Raw genomic sequence first — 24,586 nt, forward strand, 5'->3', positions numbered from 1 at the left:
TAGCTGTCATAATCATATATTAAATGATCAAAGGATTTTATTTTTTATTGTTGGTGCTTCCGCTGCAAATCTTCGCGCAAACATTGAAGGTAACAGATTTGCAATGCGAATACAAAACAGACCCCGCAGGTATTGAAGCGCTGGCGCCTAAATTAAGCTGGATATTACAGTCAGGCCAGCGAAACGTTCGGCAAACCGCTTATCGCATACTGGTTGCTGATGATCCGTTGGGCTTAAGCAAGGACAATGGCAATATATGGGATTCTAAGCGAGTATTATCATCGGCCTCTATACAGGTAGCTTACGCAGGTAAACGATTGCTCCCGGCAAAAACCTATTATTGGAAAGTGATGGTTTGGGATAATCGTCGGCACGTCTCAACCTGGAGCAACAAAGCGCAATGGCAAATGGGGTTATTAAATTTGGCCGACTGGAAAGGGGCGAAATGGATAGCTTATGATAAAATGCCGGATTCGCAGCGCCTGGTGCCGTTTCCGGCAAGCAGGGGGCCGAAAGGCCAGCCCGTTGTTAATGATGTACTTCCCTTATTGCGCAAAACCTTTACCATCAGCAAACCGGTAAAAAAAGCAACACTATATATATGCGGACTGGGACATTTTGATATGAGCCTAAACGGCAATAAAGTTGACGATCACTTTCTTGACCCGGGATGGGCGCAATATGATAAACAGGCTTTGTATGTTCCTTTTAATATTACCTCAAAACTTTTACAGGGCGGCAACGCGATTGGAGTAATGCTGGGTAATGGGTTTTATTATATGCCCCGGGATAAACGTTATCGTAAAATGACCGGAGCCTACGGGCATCCAAAAATGATATGCCGTTTGGTGATTGAATATAAAGATGGTTCCATTAATAATCTGATAAGTGATGAAAGCTGGAAAACAGCTCCGGGGCCAATTGTTTTTACCAGCATATATGGAGGTGAGGATTATAACGCCAATTTAGAACAGCCAGGTTGGAACACATTTAAGTTTGATGATACTGGATGGCTCAAAGCGATAATAGTTGATGGTTCACCACAGTTAAATTCGCAGGCCGCTGATCCGCTTAAAGTGATGCAGGAATTTACGCCTGTAAGTAAAAAACAACTAAGTAATGGCGCGTGGGTATATGATTTAGGGCAAAATGCCTCCGGTATTCCGCAAATAACCGTTCGGGGTAAAAAAGGAGATACCGTAAGAATTATACCTGCAGAAATAATTCATCCCGATGGAAGCGCAAACCAAAATGGATCGGGCAAGCCCTATTATGATAACTATATTTTAAAAGGCGATGGGCCCGAGACGTGGCATCCCCAATTTACTTATTATGGGTTCCGTTATTTGCAGGTGGACGGTGCTGTTGCACAGGGAGAAGCAAATCCGAAACAATTGCCTGTGATAACTGAAATTAAAGGGTTGCATACTCGTAATTCGGCAGCTACGGTTGGCGAATTTAACTGTTCAAACCAATTGTTTAACCGCATATTTACACTTATCGACTGGTCAATGAAAAGCAATATGGCCAGCTTATTTACGGATTGCCCGCATCGTGAAAAACTGGGTTGGCTGGAAGAAGCACATTTGGTAGGCAGTTCATTGCATTATAATTATGATATACATCGCCTGGCGCTTAAATGTATTAACGATATGCGCCTGGCACAAACCCCTGACGGATTAATACCTGAAATAGCCCCGGAGTTTACCAAATTTGGTGATCCCTTCCGTGACTCACCGGAGTGGGGCAGCAACGGAATCATTTTGCCGTGGTATGTGTACCAATGGTACGGAGATAAGGAAGTATTGACCGAAAGCTATGATATGATGAAGCGTTACCTGGATTATTTAGGTACTAAAGCAGATCAGCATATACTTTCAGAAGGATTGGGTGACTGGTACGATCAGGGCCTTAAAGCGCCGGGCTATTCTCAGCAAACGCCAAAAGGTATTACGGCTACCGCTTTTTACTATTACGATTTGAATATTGTAGCCAACATTGCAGCAATGTTAGGTAAAACACAGGATGCTGCTTCCTATAAAAAGTTGGCTGCAGCGGTACAATCAACTTATAATAAGCATTTCTTTAACCCGGAAACCAAAGCATATGGCACAGGCAGCCAAACAGCCAATGCCATATCTGTTTACATGGGACTTGTGGAGCCTGAATATAAAGCTGCGGTTGTGGATAATATTGTAAAGGATTTGCAGAACAGGGGCAACAGCCTTACTTCGGGAGATATTGGTTTTCGTTACCTGTTAAGGGTGCTGGATGACGCAGGCCGGTCAGACGTGATCTATGCTATGAATAGCCGATCAGACGTACCCGGATATGGCTATCAGCTGGCACATGGGGCAACTGCTTTAACAGAATCATGGGAAGCATTGCCGTCAGTATCCAATAATCATTTTATGCTTGGCCACCTGATGGAGTGGTTTTATAGTGGATTGGCAGGCATACGTTCAGCTCCGGGTTCCGTTGCTTTAAATAAAATTGAAATAAGGCCGGAAGTGGTTGGTGATATAACTTTTGCTAAAGCCAGCTATCAATCGCCTTACGGGAGAGTTGCCACAGATTGGAAAAAGGCTGACAATAAGTTCGAATTAACCATAGAAATACCGGCTAATACTAAAGCTGTAATTTATATACCCGCCAATGAAGGAGATAAAATCAGCGAAGAAGGTAAACCAATCCATGCTTATAGCGAAATAAAATTTTTAGGATATAAGAACGGTAAAGCGATAATTGAAGCCGGATCAGGCTTGTATCATTTTGCAGCCAATAAATAATTAAGATGGATATGAAACTTAAAAATATAGCTTTTATCGCATTGTTTGCCACTACTGGTATCTACAGCGCGACGGCACAGTCTGAAAAAAACAAAGTTCCGCAAGTTAAGATGCAGGAAATTTATGAACAGGTAAAAGCACCCTACAAATATGGACTAGTAATAGCACCGGATGATAACTCCAAAAAAGCCGATTGCCCGACCGTCTTTCGCAAGGGGAATAACTGGTTCATGACGTACCTGATTTTTAATGGCCGCGGCTATGAAACCTGGTTGGCCGAGAGTAAGGATCTGCTGCATTGGGCTACCAAAGGTCGTATCATGTCTTTTTCTGACACCACTACCTGGGATGCCAATCAAAAAGCAGGTTATGCGGCATTAGAGGATTATAAATGGGGTGGCAGCTATAAGCTGCAAAAATACGACGGTAAATACTGGATGTCGTATTTCGGGGGGCATGAGCGTGGATACGAAAAAGGACGGCTTTCATTGGGGATAGCCTATACGGATAAGGACCCGTCGACCGTACATGAGTGGCAACGGCTGGATCATCCCATATTAACACCAACTGATAAGGATGTAAGCTGGTGGGATAACCATGTGCAGTACAAGGAAACAGTGATATGGGACAAATCAAAATTAACAGGGCATCCATTCGTCATGTATTATAATGCCAACGGCGACAGCTTGGATAAAAAGCGTGGTGCCGAGCGCATTGGCATGGCTGTATCTGATGATATGGTACACTGGAAACGTTTTGGAAAAATTCCGGTAATGAATCACGGGCCCGGCATAACCGGAGATCCGGATGTACAAAAAATTGGCGATGTATATGTCATGTTTTATTTCGGTGCTTTTTGGAAAACCGGCCCAGGCGGCGTACATAACCGTTTTGCGGCTTCCTATGACCTGGTGAACTGGACAGACTGGACAGGAGAAAAGCTTATTCAATCATCAGAGCCTTTTGATAATGAGTTCGCACATAAATCATTTGTAGTATATTGGAAAGGCGTGGTTTATCATTTTTATTGCGCCGTAGATAAAGCACAGCAACGGGGTATCGCAGTAGCTACTTCTAAGGATATGGGTAAAAGTGAGTTGAATTTTGTAGCGCCACCTGTAAAAGTTAAAAAGTAACCTGAAATTATTTTATGCAATCACAGCGACTAAAAATAGGCTTGTTCGGTGTTGACCTGGAAGCTTGTAGGTATATTGCTTCAAAGATCACCAGGTTGGGACAATTATTAAACATGCAAATGGTACTGGTATGCTAAAATCGCGGTCGTTTTATTTTTGCATAACTATTCTGTTATGTATTTGCCTTGCAGTATCTGCACAAAATATCCCAAGAACGGAAAGCTTCGATAATAGCTGGAAATTTATGCTGGGCGATGATAGTCTTGCAAAGTATAACCTATATACTGATAGTAAATGGCGAACATTGAATTTACCTCACGACTGGAGCATTGAGGGTGCTTTCAATGAAAAAAATCCAACTACACAAAGCGAAGGAGGCTTACCTGCAGGTATTGGCTGGTATCGTAAAACCTTTAAACTGGCCTTATCCTCAAGAAATAAAAACATTTTTATAGATTTTGATGGCGTTTACCGGAACAGCGAAGTTTGGATAAACGGTCATTATTTAGGTAAAAGGCCAAATGGTTATATTTCCTTTAGTTATGATCTTACGCCTTATTTGAAATTTGGTGGCCAGCACAATGTAATATCGGTAAGAGTAGATAATTCAGGTCAGCCTAATTCAAGATGGTATAGCGGTTCAGGTATATACCGGAATGTTTGGTTGGCGACTGTAAAAAAAATTTATTTTACCAGATGGGGAACATTTATTACTACTCCTCAAATAACAAATCATTCGGCAGTTATACATATTAATACCGCAATAAAGGGAAGTGATAAAGATCTGCTTCTGAAAACTACTGTCTATGACGCAAGGGAGATAGTGGTTGCCAGTAATATAATGCATTTGAGAAATGCAGCTTCGGCAGAGCAAAGTTTAATCATCAAAAAACCGCAGTTATGGTCAACAGACCATCCTTATTTGTATAAAGTAAAATTGCAGGTAATACGCGGCACAGAGGTGCTGGATAGTTATGAAACTTTTACCGGTATCCGTTCATTCAAATTTGATGTGCAGAAAGGATTTTCATTAAATGGCGTATCTATGAAAATTAAAGGCGTTTGTATGCACCATGATTTAGGAGTTTTAGGCGCTGCCGTTAATAAACGGGCGATAGAACGGCAACTTGAAATATTGAAAGCTATGGGATGCAATGCCATCCGTACATCCCATAATCCGCCTGCACCTGAATTTTTGGACTTATGCGACCATATGGGTTTCATGGTAATGGATGAAGCTTTTGATATGTGGAAAAAGAAGAAAAGCAAGCACGATTATTCTGAAAACTGGAATGAATGGCATAAACAGGATTTAACAGATCAAATCCTTCGTGACCGCAACCATTCCTGTGTTTTTATGTGGAGCATTGGGAACGAGATCAGAGAGCAGTTTGACAGTACCGGGATAAGTATTGCCCATGAGCTGGTTCATATCGTGAAAAGTATAGACACTACCAGGCCGGTCACATCCGCGCTAAGTGAATCAGAACCGCAAAAGAACTTTATTTATCAATCCGGCACATTGGATTTGGTAGGTTTGAATTATCACCAGGAACGGTATGCCGATTTTCCAAAAAACTTCCCCAATCAGAAATTTATAGCTTCCGAAACGATGTCTGCATTGGAAACACGCGGGTTCTATGATCAGCCTACAGATACCACCCGTCATTGGCCTGTTAGTTCGAAAACGCCATTTACACAGGGCAATGCCGAATTAGCGGTTACGTCTTATGATAATGTAGCGGCTTATTGGGGATCAACACATGAAGAGACCTGGAAGATTATCAAAAAGTATGACTTCTTATCCGGCTTGTTTATATGGACAGGATTTGATTATATAGGCGAGCCAACTCCGTATCCATGGCCTGCACGAAGCGCATATTTTGGCATAGTTGACTTGGCGGGTTTTCCGAAAGATGTTTATTATATGTACCAAAGCGAATGGACAAACAAGCCTGTTTTACACTTGTTGCCACATTGGAACTGGACATCTGGTCAAACGATTAATGTATGGGCTTATTACAGCCAGGCAGATGAGGTGGAACTGTTTTTAAATGGTAAATTATTAGGTATAAAATCGAAACAGAGAGATGACCTGCATGTAAGCTGGCAAGTTAAATTTGAACCTGGTACCTTGAAAATTATATCCCGAAAGGCTGGAAGGCCTGTTTTGACAGAAGAAATAAATACAGCCGGCCTTCCCGCCAAAATTGAATTATCGGCAGACCGAAAAAAAATTAAGGCAGATGGAAAAGACCTGTCATTTATAACCGTAAGGGTTTTGGATAAAGAGGGTAACCTGATTCCTAATGCCGATAACCTGATTAATTTCCAGATAAATGGCCCGGCAGCAATTGCAGGCCTAGATAATGGCTCGCAGATAAGTATGGAGCCGTTTAAGGCGCATCATCGTAAAGCTTTTCATGGCTTATGTTTGGCTATTATACAATCAAAAACCACAAAAGGCAGGATTACTGTAAAAGCTATAGCTAATGGCTTAAGGGCGGCTACCCTGAATTTAAATTCAGTTTATTAGAAAATTTGGCATCAATAAGATAACATCCTATACTACAAAGGAAAAATATTACATAAAAACGGGCATTGCAAACAATAAATTTGCTTTGTGTATAAGCAATACATACCTGAAATAAGCCAAAATGCCTAAAAGAACTTGTAGATGATTAAACGGTTGCCAACGCTTGATCTTTCGATTATACTAATTTACCTTGCGGCCATGCTGTTGGTTGGCTTTTATTTTTCACGGAAAAATAAAAGTTTCGAGCAGTTTACCAGCGCTTCCGGTAAAATACCAGGCTGGGCTATCGGCATGTCTATTTACGCTACATTTCTAAGTAGTAACACCTTTCTGGGTGTACCCGGTAAAACATTTGGTTCCAATTGGAATGTGTATGTGTTTAGCCTGTCCATGCCTTTTGCCGCGTGGTTTGCTGCGAAATATTTTGTACCGTTTTATCGTAATACCGGTGAAATTTCTGCTTATACTCATTTTGAAAAACGATTTGGCCCCTGGGCACGTACTTATGCCGTTGTTTGTTTTTTATTAACACAAATTGCCCGGATGGGGTCAATATTTTTTGGTATCGCGCTTAGCTTGCAGGCTCTTACCCGGTTTGATATGAAAACTATTATGCTGGTGATGGGTATAAGCATTATTATATACACGGTATTAGGGGGTATTGAAGCAGTGATATGGACAGAGGTGGTACAGGCTGTAATTAAAACCTTTGGTGCTTTTCTTATCGTCTATCTTATCATCACCGATATGCCCGGAGGCATAAACCAAATAGTACAAGTGGGTAAAGCAGCCCATAAATTCAGCCTTGGAAGCTTTCAACCGGATTTTACACGACCCACCTTTTGGGTTATATTTTTGTATGGTTTTTTTATCAACCTTAACAATTTCGGTGTCGATCAAAACTATGTACAACGGTATCATACTGCTTCTTCTACCGCAGCTGCAAAAAGATCAATCTGGATTTGTGTTGCTATGTATATACCAGCCTCATTGCTTTTTTGTATTATAGGATCTTGCCTATATGCTTACTACGCTATCCATCCCGAATTTATTGAAACTATTAAACAACAAGTAGCGATTGAACGGTCGGGGGCTGGAGCATCAGTAGCAACAATAGTTAAAACTGCAGCCTCCTTAAAACCTGAAGATTATGGTGATAAAGTGATGCCTCATTTTATGGTTAATAAAATTCCGGTTGGTTTAGTTGGTTTAATTGTTTCGGCCATACTTTCGGCGGCAATGAGCACTATAAGTTCAGGAATGAACTCTTCAGCAACGGTTTTTACGGCAGACATTTATAGCCGTTATTTCAAAAAATCGGTCAATGAAAAGCAAACCATGCGAATATTACATATAGCTACGCTGGTTTTTGGCTTAACAGGCATGTTGGCAGGGATAGCGATGATTGGTATTAAAAGTGTGCTTGATGTATGGTGGCAGCTATCAGGCATATTTGCCACGGGAATGCTGGGGTTATTTTTAATGGGTATCATCAGCAGACAAACCCGTAATCATGAGGCCATTATTGCTACTGTAATAGGCGTATTGGTTGTTATATGGATGACAGTCCCTTCTCTTATTCCTATACAATATGCCTCAATCAGAAGTACATTAAATATAAATATGATCATCGTGGTAGGCACGCTGTCAATTTTTTTAACCGGTGTTTTACTTACTAAAATAACTATCCCGAAAGCTGTTGGGTAGGTAATTGATAAGGATAATAAAAAAAGAAAAAGATAATGGGAAAATCAGCAAAAGGTTTTATTCCGGTAATGTTAACGCCATTTAAAAATAACGGTGATATTGATTATGATATCTTAACACAATTAACAGAAATCTATTTAAAGGCCGGATCAGCCGGTCTTTTTGCCAATTGTTTGTCCAGTGAAATGTTTGAACTGGAAGATGAGGAGAAACTGCAAGCTGTAAAACACGTTATCAAGGTAGCTGGCGGCGCTGTTCCCGTGGTGGCTACAGGTACTTTCGGAGGACCGATTAGCAAGCAGGTGGAATTTGTTAAAAAGGTAAGCGATACTGGTGCTGATGCTGTTATTATTATTACCAGTGTATTAGCTAACGAAGATGAACCGGATAACTTATTTAATGACCGGGTTTTTGAATTATTGGATAAAACAGGTGATATTCCATTGGGTTTCTACGAGTGTCCGGTACCTTATAAAAGGTTATTGTCTCCACAGCAGTTAGTTGATTTTGTAGCAACAGGCCGGATAATTTATCATAAGGATACTTGTCTTGATATTAATCAGGTAAAGGAAAAACTAAAAGCAGGTGAAGCTAATCCTGCTTTTGGTTTATATGATGCCTATATGGGTCATGCCGTTGAATCATTACACGCCGGGGCTGCCGGTTTATCATGTATACAGGGTAATTTTTTTCCTGAGCTGATTGTATGGCTTTGCAAAAATTATGCAGATGCATTGTTAGCAACTGAAGTGAACCAGGTACAACATTTTTTAATTGATAATATGGATGTGATGCATAATGTTTACCCAATAGTGGCTAAGTATTGGTTAAGCAAGCGCGGTTTAAAAATTTCAACCATTACACGCAGAAATGTTGGTGTATTTTACCCTGCCATTCGTAAGCAAATTGAAAGCTTATACAGTAACTATGATCAATTGCAAAACCATATTGGTATTAAAAATTATTTATAATCAGCAGGTTGGCCATGTAAGTACCTTCTTTTATACTCCAGTGGCGTCATATTGGTTATCTTTTTAAAATGACGGTAAAAATTCGAAATATTGTTAAATCCGCATTCGAAACAAAGCACCTCGGTCGGTAGTTTATCTTCAATTAAAAAGCGGCAGGCATGGCTTATTCTGATCTCCGTTAAAAAATCCGAATAGGTTTTTTTTGTCATCAGCTTAAAATACCGGCAAAATGAAGTTACACTTAAATTGCCGATGGCTGCTATTTCCTGCAGGCTTATTTCCCTTTTGTAGTGAGTTAATGTATAAGAGCAAACCTTATTGAGGCGTATCGTATCTGACTCATTAGATTGATGAAATTCATGATGCGATAAGGTAATAGTCTCAAAATCTTCATTCTCAGCTAATACTTTAAGTATGGATAGCAATACAACTATCCGGTCAAGGTTGGTCGCATTTACTGCTCTGTGCATTAGGCTTTTCAGTTCAGTTTTTGCATGGCCATTTATAACCATCCCGCTTTTGGCTTTTTCAAACAGTTTGGTCAATAAATAAGCCTCGGGTAAATTTAATAAGTAACGGCCCAAACAATCGGGAAGAAAATGGATTACAATAACTTCTACATTAAGTCCGGAATCAGGTTGAAAATATTCATCCTTGCAGCGCCAGCAGTGTGGCAGCTTTTCTCCTAATAAAGTGATCTCTCCTGAAGAAAAGTTGCTGATATTATCACCGATAAAACGCACCCCTTCGCCTTTTATCACATAATGCAACTCCAGTTCGGGATGATAATGCCATATTCCTCTGAAAGTAGGTAAAATATCATGCCTTATACTGAATGAATTTTGCGGTTTTACAGCAACCTTAAGAAAATGGGGCTTCATCTATAACTTAATCTTTAGCGTAAGATTGAAATAATTGGTCTGTATTAACAGTGGTTGAAGGTAATAAATGTTATGGTAATATCATACAATAAGTTGATAAATCCATGTAATAATAGCAAAAGCTAATACATGATATTTGTTAAAGTAGCCCATTGAACCAGATGCCGTTACTGTACTACTAAGAATATAAACCGGTTAATATTATATATTTTATTGCAAGTTAAGTTTTGACAGCATACTGTCTGCTTAAATAATTGTTAAATTAACATTTATTTAATTGCATAGATGGCAATTAATAAATGCAGTTTCAATAAATTGAATAATAACGCGACATATTTGAGAATAATACCATAAGAAATAGCTGAAATGTTGGGTAATTTAAAAGAAGTTTTATTTGTTGCAAGTGGTGATCTGCGTTTAGCTGCCAATCAAATTTGTTGGCCTGAACAACAGAAAGTTGAACAATTACTTACCAAATCTGTCGAAAAATCAGGATGGACAGTAAAACGTGCGCATCCCTATAATGAATGCAAAAAACATGGTCTTATTGATTCCCAAAAAATGGGTATGGAGGTTTTCCGAAACATTGCACCCCAACAACCTTTGATAATTGTAGAAAGCATGTGGCAATATACTCATCATGTATTAGCCGGGTTAAGTACACATAAGGGCCCGATATTAACTGTTGCAAACTGGAGCGGTACCCATCCTGGTTTGGTTGGTATGCTTAACATAAATGGTTCATTAACTAAGGCAGGTGTAAAGTATAGCACCTTATGGAGTGAAAACTTTGACGATCCTTTTTTTGAAAAAGGATTAAATGAGTGGCTTTCAACCGGAAAAATTGAATATGATCAAAGGCATGTAAAAAGCTTTGATAGTGGGGCAATACCTGTTGATGATTTAAAAATAGGACTTGAATTCGCAGAAGCCTTTAAGCAACATAAAGCCATTATGGGTGTTTTTGACGAAGGTTGCATGGGCATGTTTAATGCCATAGTGCCTGATCACCTTTTACATCCCACAGGGATATTTAAAGAACGTTTAAGTCAATCGGCTTTATATGCTGCCATGATGAAAATTAGTGACGCAGAGGCTCGCTTAATTTTAGACTGGTTATTGCAAAAGGGAATGAAGTTTAACTGGGGAACTGAACCGGAAACTGAATTAACGGAATGGCAAACGCTTGACCAATGTAAAATGTATATAGCCGCTGTTCGTATCGCCGATGATTTTGGCTGTAGTGCCATTGGGATTCAATACCAGCAGGGTTTAAAGGATTTAACAGCCGCCAGTGATTTGGCCGAAGGTTTATTGAATAACCAGGACAGACCGCCGGTATACGCGGAAGATGGCCGGGAGCTCTATGCTGGCCAGGCATTGCCTCATTTTAACGAGGTTGATGAATGTGCGGGGATTGACGGCCTGGTAACCTATAAATTGTGGGAACAATTAGGTATGCCGGGAGATAATACACTGCACGATTTACGCTGGGGCGAACACTTTAAAGGTAATGGCATTGATGATTTTGTTTGGACATTCCTTATATCCGGTGCAGTTCCTGCGTCACATTTAATTGATGGCTATAAAGGTGCAAGCAGCGAAAGACAGCCAGCCATGTATTTCAGGTTAGGAGGCGGCAGCTTAAAAGGTATAAGCAAACCGGGTTATTTGGTTTGGAGCCGCATATATATTAAGGACGATACCTTGCAGTGTGATTTAGGCGTGGGCGAATCAGTTTTGTTATCTAAAGAAGAGACAAACAGGAGATGGCAGGCTACAACGCCTCAGTGGCCTATTATGAATGCTGTATTAAAAGGCGTTAGCCGCGATCAGATGATGGGGCGCCACCAGGCAAATCATATCCAGGTGGTTTATACACCTGATGAAGCTTCGGCACATAAGGCATGCAGGATAAAGGCAGCAGCAATGAACGGATTAGGTATAGCGGCACATTTTTGCGGTGATGTTTGGTTATTGAATTAAATTAATAGCAATTATAATGAAGAAATTTTTTTTAACAATTGGATTAATACTGAGCAGTTTATTATTTGTATACGCTCAAAAAATACAAACCCCGGAAGAGCAAGCGAACTATACAAATGTAATAACCAAACGGGCTGATAAAATAGTTGATGTGCTTGGTATTAAAGATTCTGTAAAATATGGAAGAGTTCGTGACGTCCTGGTAAATCAATACCGCAAACTAAGCAATATACATGATACACGCGATGCTGAAGTTGCCGCAATAAACAATGCGAAAAAACAACCCGGTGCAGATAAAGCTGCTGAAAACGCGGAAATTGCGGTAATTGATACCAACGTAGCTCAGCAACTCCATCAACTACATGAGACTTATATTTCTCGATTGAGTAAAGAGTTAAGTCCTGAGCAAATAGATAAGGTTAAAGATGAAATGACCTATAAAGTATTAGAAGTTACTTACAACGGCTATTTGGATGAGTTACCCAACTTAACAGATGAGCAAAAGAAAAAAATTAAAAACTGGTTAATTGAAGCACGGGAACATGCTATAGACGCAGGATCATCGAAAGAAAAACACGAATGGTTCGGAAAATATAAGGGCAGGATAAACAATTATTTATCAGCACAAGGATATGACATGAAAAAAGCTGGTGAGGAGTGGCAAAAGCGTATTAAAGAAAGAGCGGAACAAAAGCAGCAGAAATGATAGATCCAGCACTTGATTAGTAAATGAGAAGTACTAATTAAAACAACCAATTATATAAACCAACTATTATTAATTCTGAATTTTATGAGAAAGATTTACCTTTTATTTTCAATGATGCTGTTATTTAGCAGCATTCTTATGGCCCAAAACAGGACGGTAACTGGTGTTGTAACTGATGAGAAAGGTACAACCATTCCAGGAGCCAGCGTTCAGGTAAAAGGTGGGCAAACTGGCACTATAACCGATGTAGATGGTAAGTATACTATCAAGGTTACTAATTTGCAAAATGTAGTTATTGGGGTTAAATACGTTGGCTATAATTACCAGGAGAAAACGTTGCGGCCCGACGAAAAAAATGCTGATTTTAAATTAGTGCCGGCAGAGAATGCACTTAGCGAGGTAGTAGTAGTAGGTTACGGAACACAGAAAAAGCTAACCTTAACCGGCTCTGTTGCCACTGTTGATGTAAAAAAGATTGAGGATAATCCAGTCCTTAATCTTTCTAATGCATTGGCTGGGACTATGCCCGGTGTAAGTGTATCAGGCGGTACACAACGCCCGGGCCAGCCCGCAACTATTACCATACGTAACCCGGTAGCCTATGCTAAAGATGGCCCGGTAGGTACAACTCCTTTGTATGTTATTGACGATATCATCAGAACCCCTGCTGATTTCAACCTGCTTGATCCAAGTTTGGTAGAAAACATTTCGGTTTTAAAGGATGCTGAAGCTGCTATTTACGGTATTCAGGGCGCTAACGGCGTTGTTGTTGTGCGTACCAAAAGAGGTAGGTCTGGTCCGCCTAAGATAAACTTCAGCACTTCTGTTAGTACAGAAAGCGCCCGCCAGTTACCTAAAATGATGAGCGGTTCGCAATTGGCTACTTGGTCTAATGATTACTACCAGGAGCAGGCAGCACAGGCAACACACATCGATCCTACCACAGGTGCCACCGTTCCTAACTTTTATGATCCCAACGGCTATCTTAATGGCGTTGTTACAGGCGGCAGGCTGGCAAATTGGTTTACACCTGATGAGTTAAGCTATTTCAGTCAGCCCGGAAATAACCAGAATTTTTTAAAACAGTTTTTTCACTCAGCTGTGGCACAGCGTGAGGCGATAAACGTAAGCGGCGGTTCTGATAAGGTGACCTATTTTGTAGGTGCCGACTATGTGAACCAAAATTCAAATTTTTCTGGCGTTAACTCAAATAAATTGGGTTTAAGAGCCAGTATTGATGCAAAACCAGCTAAAGGCTTAACCACCAGCTTGTCTTTAAGTGATGATATTGCCTATACCAGAAGCTTCTGGTACAAATACGCTGGAGAAAACCTGGATAATGACGTTACCTCACTAGTACAAGCACAGCCATGGCAAAAATATTTCATTAACGGAAATCCTGTTTACATCAGCAGTACTTCGCTTGAAAATACCAACGTTGGTTTGATAGAAAATTCAAACAATTACACCGGTGGTACCAATTACATTATGAATATTCTGGCAAAGATCAATTATGAAATCCCGGGTATTAAAGGATTGTCAGTGGGCGTTACTTATAATGATAACGTCAATAACGCCTTTAATAAACAATATGGTACAGCATTTACCTATTATAAATATACAGGGTTAGGCGATAATCACCACATTCCTGGTGGTACTGTTACCGCTCCACAAAGTATTTCCAATGGCGACCGTGTGCGTTTAACGCCAAATTATGCTACAAGCTATCAATTAGATGCAACTATAAACTATAACCGCACCTTTGGTAAACATAGCATTAACTTCATTGGTATTTACGAACAGCGTGAGCTATATTCTGAAGGCGTTGCCGCTGAAGCAGATGGTGTAATTGTAACCGGTCAGGATAACCAGAACTTTACTACCGGTGCACAATCATCTAACCAGGCAAGTGCCATCAGTCAGTCAGGTTTTCTTTCTTACATTGGCCGTTTAAATTATTCTTATGCCAATAAATACCTGATTCAATTAAGTATACGTGTAGATGGTAGCAGTCGTTTTACGGCAGGAAAAAACTACGGTTACTTCCCTGCGGGTTCAGTAGGCTGGATTGCGTCTGACGAAAAGTTTATTAAGGACAATTTAGGCTTTTTTGATTTATTGAAATTCCGTGCATCAGCCGGTTTAACTGGTAGCGATAATACCAAAGCATATCAGAATGTGCTTAGTTACAAGTATGGTACCGGAAGCAGTGGTGGGGCAGTGTTTAATGAAGCTCCAAGGGGATTAGGTATACTGCCAAACCTTGTAGTAGCCAACCCTGATATAACCTGGGATCATACCTTCAAAACTGATTATGGTATTGATATGGAATTTCTGAATCACCGTTTAAGTGGTACAGTTGAGTATTATTGGAACCATGGTTACGATTTGCTGACAGCTATTTCATCTTCTGTACCAGCCACAATTGGTGCGGCAACAGGTAATCTGCCTTCTGAAAATTACGCAACAGTTAATACATTTGGCTATGAGCTTTCTGCCGGATGGAGAGATCATATTGGTAAGGATTTCTCCTATAACTTCAATCCGTTCTTTACCTGGAGTGATGACAAGATTATCAGATATGACCTTGATGCCGGGTTACGTGGTACTTTCCGGGATGCAACCGGCCGGTCAGATGATTTAGGCGTATTGGGTTACCAATATATCGGTATGATCAGAACAGCTGCTGATGCAGCAGCCGTAATTGCCCAAAGACAAGCCGCCGCAGGTGGCGCCGCTAACGTAAAAATTGGTGGTCTTCCTGTACAACCTGGTATGTTAAACTACCAGGATTTAAACGGCGACGGTGTAATTGATGATAAAGATCTAAAATATCTTACCAATAAGGCCAGTAATCACTATGGTTTAGGCCTTAACTGGGGTGTTGCTTATAAAGGAATTAGTTTGAACGTGGTGATGGGCTTAAGCTGGGGTGGCCAGGGCGCAATTGCTGGTACTGATATTAAAACAAGTGATGTATTGCAAAACAAGCCGGTTTTCTGGGCCGATCACTGGACGCCCCAAAATACTAACGCAAAATATCCTAGTCCATATTTCGTTGCTGATTACAACATGGATTATACTTCAAATTTCTGGTTTGTTAGTTCGTTCCAATGGAATATTACCAGTGCCAACCTCAGCTATACCTTACCATCTAAATGGACCGGTAAAATTGGTATCAATAGTGCACGTTTATTCGTAGTGGGTAATAATTTGCTAAGTTTAAGCAATCCATATCCGGATAATTACCGCGATCCGTCCAGTACAACTTTTGGTTACCCAAGCCTTAGGCAAATTACATTTGGTATAAATGTTGGCATCTAAAATCAAAACAAAAATGAAAAAGATATTTATCATCATTTCTGCAGCCTTGACAGCATCTCTTCTGTTTTCAAGTTGCAAAAAGGTTCTTATAAAAAACGACCTTCAAAATAGTACAGCAGCACAAGTTTATAATGACTCGTTGACCACCAAATTTAGTATGGACTACACCTACTCTCAAAATCAGCCTGGATGGTTTGGTAACAGCGGTGGTTACATAGGGTCCATCGGGCCATACAACGTGACTGAAGAATGCTACTCTGATAATCCGGTAGTAAAGGGTACAGTTACCATTGAAACGGTAGGCGATATAGGTACCAGCAGTGCGGCAACAAATGCTTATGGAAAATTACGTGGTATCAACTCTTTTATTAGGGATGTAAATGCCGGCACTTTGGATGCTCCGGTAAAAAAAAGATTTATAGCACAAGCCTTATTCTGGCGCGCGTATCGATATTTCGAGCTGGTTAAAATATATGGTGGTGTACCGATTGTATTAACTCCACTTGATGAAGTAGGTACCGGCGCAAAAACAGCGGCGCAATTGTCCCGTAACACTACCACCCAAACTTTTACTCAAATTGTAGCAGATTTAGATACAGCAATAAAATATTTGCCAGGCAAATGGCCTCAGCCGGCCGATTATGGCCATATAACATCAGGGGCCGCTGCCGCTTTTTTAGGTCGTGTGCTGCTTACATGGGCAAGTCCTGAGTTTAATGCTAATAATGATGTAACCCGCTGGCAAGCCGCTTATACCGCTAATACCAACGCCATCAGTATTCTTTCTAAAAATGGTTTCGGTCTTTATTCCAAATGGGATTATACTATGTGGACAACAGAGAGCGGAAACCCTGAATCGGTATTGGTAACTGAGTATAATACCGATCAAACTTCTAACGGGCAAAATAACAATGGCTATACAGCTTCTGCTATGCCTAAATATTTAGCAACCGGTTCTGGTTCATTCCAGCCTACCTGGGATATAGTGAAAGCGTTCCCTATGGCTGATGGTAAAGCAGCAGGTGCATCAAAATATACTTACAGTGATTTGCTGTTCTTTGATAACCGTGATCCTCGTTTTTACCAAACTATTGCTTATAATGGTTGTTTATGGCCATTGTTAGGAAACTCAACCTACAGGCTGTGGACTTATAATTACTATAGTAACACTGCCGGTACTTCGAGCAAAAGTACAGAGTCATCATCAACAAACAGCGGGTTCTATTTACGTAAGGCTGTTGATCCAACCATTTCAACCACTTTATTACCATATTCCGGTACCGATTGGATTGAGATTCGTTATGCCGAAGTGTTGCTGAACCAGGCGGAGGCGGCGGCTGAGATTGGGAATTTAGGTCAATCACAAGAGGCTTATACCAACCTGATCGCCATCAGGAAAAGAGCAGGTATTGAGGCTGGTACCAATGGTTTATACGGACTGACAGCCGGTATGGGACATGATGCCATGATTAATGCCATTATGTTTGAAAGGCAAATAGAATTTGCTTACGAAGGCAAGCGATACTGGGATTTAAGAAGACGAAAATTGCTGGAAACTACACTGAACAATAAAATGCGTCAGGGTATATCTATATTTCTTAAAAATACCGGCCTGAGTACCGATTATATTTTAACTACCCGGGATGCTTCGGCTTCAACTGCTGCTGGTTTGGATAATCTATATACAAGTTCATTTACCGTTAACGTTAAAAATCTGGATACCTATAAAATAGCTATTCAAACTGCGGATTATTTCTTTGGGATACCAACGGCAGCATTGCAAAATAATCCTAATTTACAACAAAATAACACTTGGGGTGGGCCTTTTGATCCGCTTAATTAGTATTTTTTACTTTAAATCGAACGAGGGAAAGTGTAAAAACTTTCCCTTTTTTTGTGCCTGTTTTAAAATCGTTATTAACAGTATACAATAATATGGATATAAAAATCTTTGTATTATTTTAACAAGTAATTTGATGTATTGAGACCTTTTGGTAACGCTGAAAGAAAATATATTTTAAGCGATGATTGATTGTTTTTCAGTGTATTTTGTAACATAAATGCGACAAAATAGCTCAATAAAAGGGTAGGATTTCAATAAGATAATATCCTATAAAAGCTTGCGAATATTCTATATAAAACTCCATCTTATAGCTTGCATATTTGAATAGTAAATAAAAAAAACCAACTAATACCTAAAGGCTGATATATTATTGCGAAGCATTTTTTGAAATGTTTTCCTGTCATCTAATTACTTAAAAGGGCAGACTTTATTAGAATAGTTATCAGTACAGATTGTTAAATTGATCCGATATGAAAAAAAGAGTTCTTCTATTATGTTTAGGTGCTGTTGTTTTCTTTGGTAAGCCAGTGTTTGCCCAATATCCCCAGATACCTGAAAAAGTTAAGGCCGAAAGTGAAACCCTGATGAAACAAGCTCAGTCCCATTCAGATTCAGCGTGGCAGATAGCATGGCCTATAGTGCAGGCAGATATGCGAAGAGGTAAGGTTTACGTACCATGGGCCGGAAGGCCTACAGATTTGCCACAAGCAAAAATATTGGCTTTTCCAGGTGCTGAGGGCGGTGGTAAATATACTTTTGGTGGCAGGGGTGGTAAGGTTTATGTAGTAACCAGCCTGGCTGACAGTGGCCCTGGTACGTTACGTGAGGCTTGCGAAAAAGGAGGTGCCCGTATTATCGTATTCAATGTAGCAGGTATCATACATATCAAAACACCTATTATTGTAAGAGCACCCTACATTTCTATTGAGGGCCAAACGGCGCCGGGTGACGGTGTTTGTGTTGCGGGTGAATCATTTTGGGTTAATACACATGATGTAATTATCCGTTATATGCGTTTCCGCCGCGGCGAAACTAATGTTGGCCGCCGGGATGATGCCTTAGGTGGCAACCCCGTAGGTAATATCATAGCTGATCACGTATCCGCAAGTTGGGGGCTGGATGAAAATTTTTCTATGTACAGGCACATGTATGATCCCGGTGATGGTTCAAAAGAAGAAAAGCTGGGAACCGTTAATATCACCATACAAAATTGCATTTATTCTGAAGCGCTTGACTACTGGAACCATGCTTTTGGCAGCACAACAGGTGGTGAGAATAGTACATTGATCAGAAATATATGGGCCGATAATACCGGCCGTAATCCCTCAGTTGGCTGGAATGGTGTTTATACATTTATCAATAACGTAGTATTTAATTGGCACCACCGTTCAATGGATGGGGGCGACTATACCACTAATTACAACGTTATCAATAATTATTTTAAACCAGGTCCGGTAACTCCTAAAGATGAGCCGGTTGGGCATCGTATACTTAAACCGGAATCTGGCCGGAGTAAACTGAAAGAAAAATTCTTTGGCCGGGTATACGCTGTAGGTAATATAATGGAAGGCTATCCTGAAATAACTAAGGACCCATGGAAAGGCGGTATACAGGTTGAGGGCCCTGGAGGAAAAGAATTGCCTGATGCCGGTGAGTACAAGGATTATATGAAATCAGATATCCCGTTCCCCATGACTCCCGTAACAATGATGTCAGCAATGGATGCTTATAAATTTGATGTGGCTAATGCTGGTGCAACGCTTCCCGTTCGTGATGCTGTTGACAAACGTATAACTGAGCAGGTACGTACCGGCAAGATCACGTATAAAGAAATGAAAACGGATACGGACTTCCAGTTTAAAGTGCGTAAATTACCAAAAGATTCCTATAAACTGGGTATTATTACTGCGCCATGGCAGGTAGGCGGTTACCCGGATTATAAAGGTGCACCCTATAAAGATACTGATAATGACGGTTTGCCTGATGCATGGGAATTAAGTCACGGTCTTAATCCAAAAGACCCAAATGATTCGGCGCTTCCGGCTAAAAATGGAGGCGGTTATACCAATATTGAAGCATATTTAAATACAGTTGCCAAAAATGGCGAAAAAACATTGGCTCAAATTAAATAGGGCAGGAGCGATAATGTCAGCATTTAAATTAAAAAAGAGTCTTTTTATTTTAGTTTGTAGTTGGTTAGGGTGTATGTGTTTACATACATCCTTAATTGCTCAAAATAAAAAAAAGGTTATTAAACCACAATCGCCGGTTGAGGCGGAAAAGACAGGAAAGTTAGTTTACGCTATAACCAGCAAGGGAGATCGTATTCCCGATTATTCCTATTGTGGTTACATGGCTTCAGAAGCGTCTATACCAAATGTTCCGGTAAGCATAATCGTTCCTGTAAAACCGGGTGATGCTACTTTACGCATACAGTCGGCATTGGATTATGTAGCTTCTTTGCCCGCTGGTGCCAACGGGATAAGAGGGGCTGTATTGCTCAATAAAGGTGTTTATGAAGTTTACGGAAATTTGAAAATCAGTGCTTCAGGTGTAATATTGCGTGGCAGCGGTATGGGAAAAGAGGGCACTATTTTATTGGGGGCAGGAAAAGACAGGGAAACGCTGGTTAAGATCATTGGCAAAAAGGATCTTCATAAAGAAAAAGAAATTAAAATAACCGATGGTTATGTACCTGTTAACGCTTTTACATTTCATGTTGTATCAACAGGCAATTTAAAAGCCGGTGACGGGATAATGATACACAGGCCATGTACTCAAGCCTGGATAGATGTACTAAAGACAAATACTTTTGGCGGAGGTTTAGGAGCTTTAGGCTGGAAACCAGATGAGCGGGATATTGATTGGGATCGTAAAGTAACTGCAGTTAACGGAAATACAATTACTATTGATGCTCCATTAACCACATCCCTTGATTCTGCCTACGGCGGAGGAACCATTGCCAAATATGAATGGCCTGGCCGTATAGAACAAACCGGCGTGGAAAATCTGCGTCTGCAATCTGCTTATGATGTGAACAATACAAAAGACGAAGCGCATCGCTGGGAAGCTATCACCCTTGAAAACGTTTCGGATTCATGGGTTCGTCAGGTTGTATTTGAACATTTTGCAGGTTCTGCAGTATTTGTTTTGAATACAGGTAACCGCATCACCGTGGAGGATTGTAAGTCACTTTCACCAGTATCAGAAATAGGTGGTCAGAGACGGAATACTTTCCTCACTATGGGCGGGCAAACACTTTTTCAGCGTTTATATTCAGAAAAAGGTTATCATGATTTTGCTGCTGGCTACTGCACTCCCGGACCCACTGCATTTGTACAATGTACAACAGTGCAGCCTTATAGTTTTAGTGGCAGTATTGATAGCTGGGCTTCGGGCATATTGTTTGATGTAGCAAATATTGACGCCCAGGCTTTAAGATATAAAAACCTTGAACAGGATGAACAGGGAGCAGGATGGAACACGGCAAACAGCCTGGTTTGGAATTGTGCCGCCGCTCACATAGATTGTTATCAGCCGCCAACAGCACAAAACTGGTCTTATGGCAGTTGGGCTCAATTTGGTGGCGATGGCTATTGGGAATCATCAAATAGCACCGTGAACCCACGCAGCTTTTATTACGCGCAATTAGCTAACCGGCTCAATAAAGATGTGAGCAAACAAGCGCAGATACTATATATTACTACAGAAGCTGCAAGCAGCCCTACGGTTGCCGAAGCTGCTGTCTTAATGGCTGCTGCAAGGAAGCGGGCAATGACCATGAGTGATTGGATAGACCAGGCACCGGCACGAAACCCCATTATCATTTCATCATCGCGTGCTAAAACTATTGACAACATAAGTATCAAGCGGCCGGTTGTACCAGGAACTGCGCCAAAGATGACGGTTAAAAACGGCTGGCTTGTACGCGGCGATGTGATATTAAGCGGTAAACATTTTGAAGCCCCATGGTGGAATGGCACAATTCATCCCGATTATACCACAAAAGTTGCCAAACCTGATATTACCCGGTGGGTACCAGGACAAACAGGAACTGGTTTAACAGACGATCTGGATGAGGTAAGCAACTGGATGTTGAAAGAGAATATAGCAGTATTAGAACATAATTATGGTTTATGGTATGAAAGGCGTCGTGATGACCATGAGCGTATTCGGCGGATGGATGGTGATGTTTGGGCGCCATTTTATGAACTACCTTTCGCCCGCAGTGGAAGAGAGTTAGCCTATGATGGCTTAAGTAAATATGATCTTACCAAATACAATACCTGGTATTGGAGCCGTTTAAAGCAATTTGCAGAACTGGCCGATGAAAAGGGTTTAGTGCTTTTTCATAATAACTTTTTCCAGCATAACATTATTGAAGCCGGCGCACATTTTGCTGATTTCCCCTGGAGAACGGCAAACAACATTAATGGTAGTGGTTTCCCCGAACCTGTAAATTATGCAGGCGATAAAAGGCAATTCATGGCCGAACAGTTTTATGAGGAAAATGATCCGTCACGGCATAAACTGCTAGTAGCTTATATTAACAAATGCATGGATAATTTTGCGGATAATAGTGGCGTGATCCAATCGATCAGTGCGGAATATACAGGACCACTTCATTTTGCGCAATTTTGGCTGGAGACGATCAAACAATGGGAGGCTGCTCATAAAAAGAAAGAAATTATCGCATTAAGCACCACAAAAGATGTACAGGACGCTATATTGAACAATCCTTCAAAGTCTTCGGTTGTAAATGTAATTGATATTCGTTACTGGTATTATGAAGGTAATGGTAAACTTTATGCACCGCTTGGCGGACAAAGCCTGGCGCCCAGGCAGCAGGAACGATTATTTAAGCCAAAAGCAGTATCATTTGAGGAAGTTTACCATGCTGTTCATGATTATAAAGTAAAATATCCGGATAAAGCTGTCCTGTTCTCGGCAGATGGTTATGACCATTTTGGCTGGGCGGTATTTATTGCCGGTGGTTCATTACCGGTATTGCCTGCATGCACTGATAAAAATTTATTAGCTGCTGCGGCAAATATGAAACCTGTTACTTTATTAGGTAATTCAAAGCAACAATGGGCGTTGGGCAATGCTAAGGGATATATTATTTATTGCGCTGATGATAATGCTATCCGTTTGGATATGCTTGCCAATAACGCTTATAAAGTCCAATGGGTTGATGTTAAAACAGGACAGGTTTTACCCGGTGAAGAACAAGTAAAAGGCGGTAATGGGGCAGAAATAAAGAATCCTAAAAGCGGCCCTTCTATTTTATGGTTAACCAGAATCTGACAGTTATGTTAAAAAAATCACTCCTGATCGGTATAGCATCGTGTTTGTGGTTGTCCTTCAAAAGCATCACCATCAGTCTTTTGCCCACTTTAAAAATAGCCGAAAATCATCGCTATTTTACAGTTGACAATAAACCCTTTTTTTGGTTAGGCGATACGGGATGGTTGTTGTTTTCAAAACTGAAAAGAGAAGATGCGATACAATACCTGGATATAAGGGCCAAACAAGGATTTAATGTCATACAATTGATGGTTGTGCATAATATCGCCGAAGTAAATGCTTATGGCGACTCTGCATTGGTTAATAAAAATTTGGCTGCCCCCAGAGTTACTGCCGGCAACACTTTTAGTAAGGCTAAAGAATATGATTACTGGGACCATATTGATTGGGTTATTGAACAAGCGGCTAACAGGGGATTATATGTAGCGCTGGTACCCGTATGGGGGGCCGTTGTTAAAGGTCAGCATATTAATTCATTACAGGCAAAAGCGTATGCTGAATTTTTAGGTAAAAGATACAGGAACAGATCAAATGTGATCTGGATGAATGGCGGCGATATAGCAGGATCAGATTCAACAAAGGTTTGGAATACTATTGGTAACACTTTACATGCTTTAGATCCTGATTTTTTGATTACTTATCATCCGCGCGGACGAACTCAGTCATCTACCTGGTTTCATGAGCAGCCATGGTTAAGTTTTAATTCATTTCAATCCGGGCACCGTAATTATAGTCAGGACACTTCAAGGAATGATCTGCATTATGGTGAGGATAACTGGCGGTATGCAGAGGTTGATTACCATAAAGAACCGGTAAAGCCAACATTGGATGCAGAACCATCCTACGAAAAAATACCGTATGGTTTACATGATATAAAATTGCCCCGCTGGACCGATGCTGATATACGGCGCTATGGTTATTGGTCTGTATTTGCCGGTGCCTGCGGTTATACTTATGGCAATAATGATGTGATGCAAATGCACAAGTCAACAGATAAAACTAGTTCTTATGGCTCAAAAGGCTTTTGGTATCAATCCATTAATGATCCCGGAGCGCAACAAATGGTTTATTTAAAGAACCTGATGCTTTCCAGGCCATATTTTGAACGTATACCTGACCAGTCATTAATCGCGGGTGAACAAGGTAAAAAATATAACCGCTTAATAGCCACAAGGGGGAAAAAGTATGCTTTCATTTATACTTATAACGGTAGGGAAATGAAGATCAATACTGAAAAGCTGAACGGCGTTAATATAAAAGTATCATGGTATAATCCTCGTAACGGGCGAATTACGTCCGTGGGAACATTTGCTACATCAAAGTTGCTTAAATTTAATCCCCCTGGCGAGAAAAAGAACGGGAATGATTGGGTATTAATACTTGATGCTATTTAATAATAA

General features: G+C 40.5%; 14 protein-coding genes. 13 read left to right on the top strand and 1 reads right to left on the bottom strand.

The genetic code is table 11. The features are described from left to right. The first annotated feature begins 23 nt into the window (after window positions 1-23). From JWQ54_RS07540 to JWQ54_RS07565, 6 genes are all read left to right on the top strand, one after another. Window positions 24-2,789, top strand: a complete 2,766-nt coding sequence (locus JWQ54_RS07540) for a glycoside hydrolase family 78 protein (RefSeq protein ID WP_299582493.1) — start codon at window positions 24-26, stop codon at window positions 2,787-2,789. Window positions 2,790-2,800: 11 nt separating this feature from the next. Then, window positions 2,801-3,925: a glycosylase gene (locus JWQ54_RS07545; protein ID WP_299582496.1), complete on the top strand. Its 1,125-nt coding sequence runs from the start codon at window positions 2,801-2,803 to the stop codon at window positions 3,923-3,925. Between the two features lie 14 nt (window positions 3,926-3,939). Beyond that, entirely contained in the window at window positions 3,940-4,062 is a 123-nt protein-coding gene (locus JWQ54_RS07550) for a hypothetical protein (RefSeq protein WP_299582498.1), read from the top strand. After that, window positions 4,056-6,461, top strand: coding sequence for a beta-galactosidase GalB (gene galB / locus JWQ54_RS07555; protein ID WP_299582501.1), 2,406 nt, complete (start codon window positions 4,056-4,058; stop codon window positions 6,459-6,461). The genes JWQ54_RS07550 and galB overlap by 7 nt, the downstream gene beginning before the upstream one ends. Window positions 6,462-6,602: 141 nt before the next feature. Then, on the top strand, window positions 6,603-8,168 hold the full coding sequence (locus JWQ54_RS07560; protein ID WP_299582504.1) for a sodium:solute symporter: 1,566 nt from the start codon (window positions 6,603-6,605) through the stop codon (window positions 8,166-8,168). A 35-nt stretch (window positions 8,169-8,203) separates the two neighbouring features. Further along, a complete protein-coding gene (locus JWQ54_RS07565; protein ID WP_299582507.1) occupies window positions 8,204-9,139 on the top strand; it encodes a dihydrodipicolinate synthase family protein in 936 nt (311 codons plus the stop codon). Here the strand turns inward: JWQ54_RS07565 and JWQ54_RS07570 are convergent. Then, the gene (locus JWQ54_RS07570) at window positions 9,130-10,020 is read right to left on the bottom strand and encodes an AraC family transcriptional regulator (protein ID WP_299582509.1); all 891 of its coding nucleotides are present in this window, start codon (window positions 10,018-10,020) and stop codon (window positions 9,130-9,132) included. The two genes, JWQ54_RS07565 and JWQ54_RS07570, sit on opposite strands and share 10 nt — an antisense overlap. Window positions 10,021-10,386: 366 nt before the next feature. Between JWQ54_RS07570 and JWQ54_RS07575 the strand changes: the two genes are divergently transcribed. The 7 genes from JWQ54_RS07575 (at window position 10,387) to JWQ54_RS07605 (ending at window position 24,580) form a co-directional block, all read left to right on the top strand. Beyond that, window positions 10,387-12,006, top strand: coding sequence for a fucose isomerase (locus tag JWQ54_RS07575; RefSeq protein WP_299582512.1), 1,620 nt, complete (start codon window positions 10,387-10,389; stop codon window positions 12,004-12,006). 16 nt (window positions 12,007-12,022) lie between these two features. After that, window positions 12,023-12,712 carry a DUF3826 domain-containing protein gene (locus tag JWQ54_RS07580; RefSeq protein WP_299582515.1) on the top strand — a complete coding sequence of 230 codons (690 nt, stop codon included), beginning with the start codon at window positions 12,023-12,025 and terminating at the stop codon, window positions 12,710-12,712. A gap of 84 nt (window positions 12,713-12,796) precedes the next feature. Beyond that, window positions 12,797-16,036: a SusC/RagA family TonB-linked outer membrane protein gene (locus JWQ54_RS07585; RefSeq protein WP_299582518.1), complete on the top strand. Its 3,240-nt coding sequence runs from the start codon at window positions 12,797-12,799 to the stop codon at window positions 16,034-16,036. Window positions 16,037-16,049: 13 nt separating this feature from the next. Then, the gene (locus tag JWQ54_RS07590; RefSeq protein ID WP_299582521.1) at window positions 16,050-17,879 is read left to right on the top strand and encodes a RagB/SusD family nutrient uptake outer membrane protein; all 1,830 of its coding nucleotides are present in this window, start codon (window positions 16,050-16,052) and stop codon (window positions 17,877-17,879) included. A 470-nt stretch (window positions 17,880-18,349) separates the two neighbouring features. Next, the gene (locus JWQ54_RS07595) at window positions 18,350-20,011 is read left to right on the top strand and encodes a polysaccharide lyase (protein ID WP_299582524.1); all 1,662 of its coding nucleotides are present in this window, start codon (window positions 18,350-18,352) and stop codon (window positions 20,009-20,011) included. A 73-nt stretch (window positions 20,012-20,084) separates the two neighbouring features. Continuing rightward, complete coding sequence (locus JWQ54_RS07600; RefSeq protein ID WP_299582527.1) at window positions 20,085-23,186, top strand: DUF6298 domain-containing protein; 3,102 nt, start codon at window positions 20,085-20,087, stop codon at window positions 23,184-23,186. A 5-nt stretch (window positions 23,187-23,191) separates the two neighbouring features. After that, window positions 23,192-24,580, top strand: coding sequence for a glycoside hydrolase family 140 protein (locus JWQ54_RS07605; protein WP_299582530.1), 1,389 nt, complete (start codon window positions 23,192-23,194; stop codon window positions 24,578-24,580). Window positions 24,581-24,586 lie beyond the last annotated feature (6 nt).

This window comes from Mucilaginibacter sp. (assembly GCF_028288225.1).
Classification (GTDB): Bacteria; Bacteroidota; Bacteroidia; order Sphingobacteriales; family Sphingobacteriaceae; genus Mucilaginibacter.

Bases quoted from the DNA above. Each gene is read 5' to 3' on its own strand.
- JWQ54_RS07600 (WP_299582527.1), top strand. From the start codon at position 20,085: ATGTGTTTACATACATCCTTAATTGCTCAAAATAAAAAAAAGGTTATT.
- JWQ54_RS07580 (WP_299582515.1), top strand. From the start codon at position 12,023: ATGAAGAAATTTTTTTTAACAATTGGATTAATACTGAGCAGTTTATTA.
- JWQ54_RS07560 (WP_299582504.1), top strand. From the start codon at position 6,603: ATGATTAAACGGTTGCCAACGCTTGATCTTTCGATTATACTAATTTAC.
- JWQ54_RS07570 (WP_299582509.1), bottom strand. From the start codon at position 10,020: ATGAAGCCCCATTTTCTTAAGGTTGCTGTAAAACCGCAAAATTCATTC.
- JWQ54_RS07540 (WP_299582493.1), top strand. From the start codon at position 24: ATGATCAAAGGATTTTATTTTTTATTGTTGGTGCTTCCGCTGCAAATC.
- JWQ54_RS07565 (WP_299582507.1), top strand. From the start codon at position 8,204: ATGGGAAAATCAGCAAAAGGTTTTATTCCGGTAATGTTAACGCCATTT.
- JWQ54_RS07595 (WP_299582524.1), top strand. From the start codon at position 18,350: ATGAAAAAAAGAGTTCTTCTATTATGTTTAGGTGCTGTTGTTTTCTTT.
- galB (WP_299582501.1), top strand. From the start codon at position 4,056: ATGCTAAAATCGCGGTCGTTTTATTTTTGCATAACTATTCTGTTATGT.
- JWQ54_RS07575 (WP_299582512.1), top strand. From the start codon at position 10,387: ATGTTGGGTAATTTAAAAGAAGTTTTATTTGTTGCAAGTGGTGATCTG.
- JWQ54_RS07605 (WP_299582530.1), top strand. From the start codon at position 23,192: ATGTTAAAAAAATCACTCCTGATCGGTATAGCATCGTGTTTGTGGTTG.
- JWQ54_RS07585 (WP_299582518.1), top strand. From the start codon at position 12,797: ATGAGAAAGATTTACCTTTTATTTTCAATGATGCTGTTATTTAGCAGC.
- JWQ54_RS07550 (WP_299582498.1), top strand. From the start codon at position 3,940: ATGCAATCACAGCGACTAAAAATAGGCTTGTTCGGTGTTGACCTGGAA.
- JWQ54_RS07545 (WP_299582496.1), top strand. From the start codon at position 2,801: ATGAAACTTAAAAATATAGCTTTTATCGCATTGTTTGCCACTACTGGT.
- JWQ54_RS07590 (WP_299582521.1), top strand. From the start codon at position 16,050: ATGAAAAAGATATTTATCATCATTTCTGCAGCCTTGACAGCATCTCTT.